Below are 688 nucleotides of genomic sequence, written 5' to 3'. Positions count from 1 at the left end.
AAAGGATCAGATCGCAGGACTTGGAAAAGGTTCAATGGATTTAGGCAACAACGCCCTCTACACTGATAGAGTGATTTCTACTGGTGCAAAGAAAATATTGACTTCATACCTTTCCTGATTTCTATACCAGGGCTAACTATAAGGTTAGGTTGTTATATAAAAGACAAACTCACAATAGGCCAAAAATATCATAGAACTACATTTTATGTTTGGCACTTTTATAATACAAATTGTATATAAAACATACAGATCGAGTGTTGGGCTATATTTAGAAATTTCCATTTTTGTTCTTGCATTAATTGTCAGCAGATACTAAACAATAAGTAGTGAAACCACTATTTAAGGAAAAATAGCATATGAATAAGTCTCAACTAGTTGATCAAATTGCGCTGTCAGCGGATATATCAAAAACGAAGGCTGAAAAGGCTTTGAAAGCTGTTATGGAAAGTGTGAGCCATGCGCTCTCTAATGGTAATGAAGTTGCGCTGGTCGGATTTGGTACATTTAGAGTTAACGAGCGTGCTGAACGTAAAGGGCGTAATCCGAAAACAGGTGAAGAAATAACGATTGCGGCGGCAAAAGTTCCGACATTTAAAGCTGGAACAAAACTGAAGGCGGAATGCAACGCTTAAATGGAGCCTGTAATTTAAATTGTGTATCTGCTTATAATTAAGCCAGTCATGGCTAA

The 688-nt window shown here is 36.9% G+C and carries 1 protein-coding gene; it reads left to right on the top strand.

Going from position 1 to position 688, the window contains the following annotated elements; all coding sequences use genetic code 11:
• Positions 1 to 356: 356 nt before the first annotated feature.
• On the top strand, positions 357 to 632 hold the full coding sequence (locus tag JC606_RS23255; RefSeq protein WP_063524878.1) for an HU family DNA-binding protein: 276 nt from the start codon (positions 357 to 359) through the stop codon (positions 630 to 632).
• Positions 633 to 688: the final 56 nt, after the last annotated feature.

It is taken from the genome of Vibrio sp. IB15, assembly GCF_016406055.1.
Lineage (GTDB): Bacteria > Pseudomonadota > Gammaproteobacteria > Enterobacterales > Vibrionaceae > Vibrio > Vibrio chagasii.
Note: the sequence above shows the minus strand (reverse complement) of the source record. Positions and strands in the feature narration are given on the sequence as shown.

Bases quoted from the DNA above. Each gene is read 5' to 3' on its own strand.
- JC606_RS23255 (WP_063524878.1), top strand. From the start codon at position 357: ATGAATAAGTCTCAACTAGTTGATCAAATTGCGCTGTCAGCGGATATA.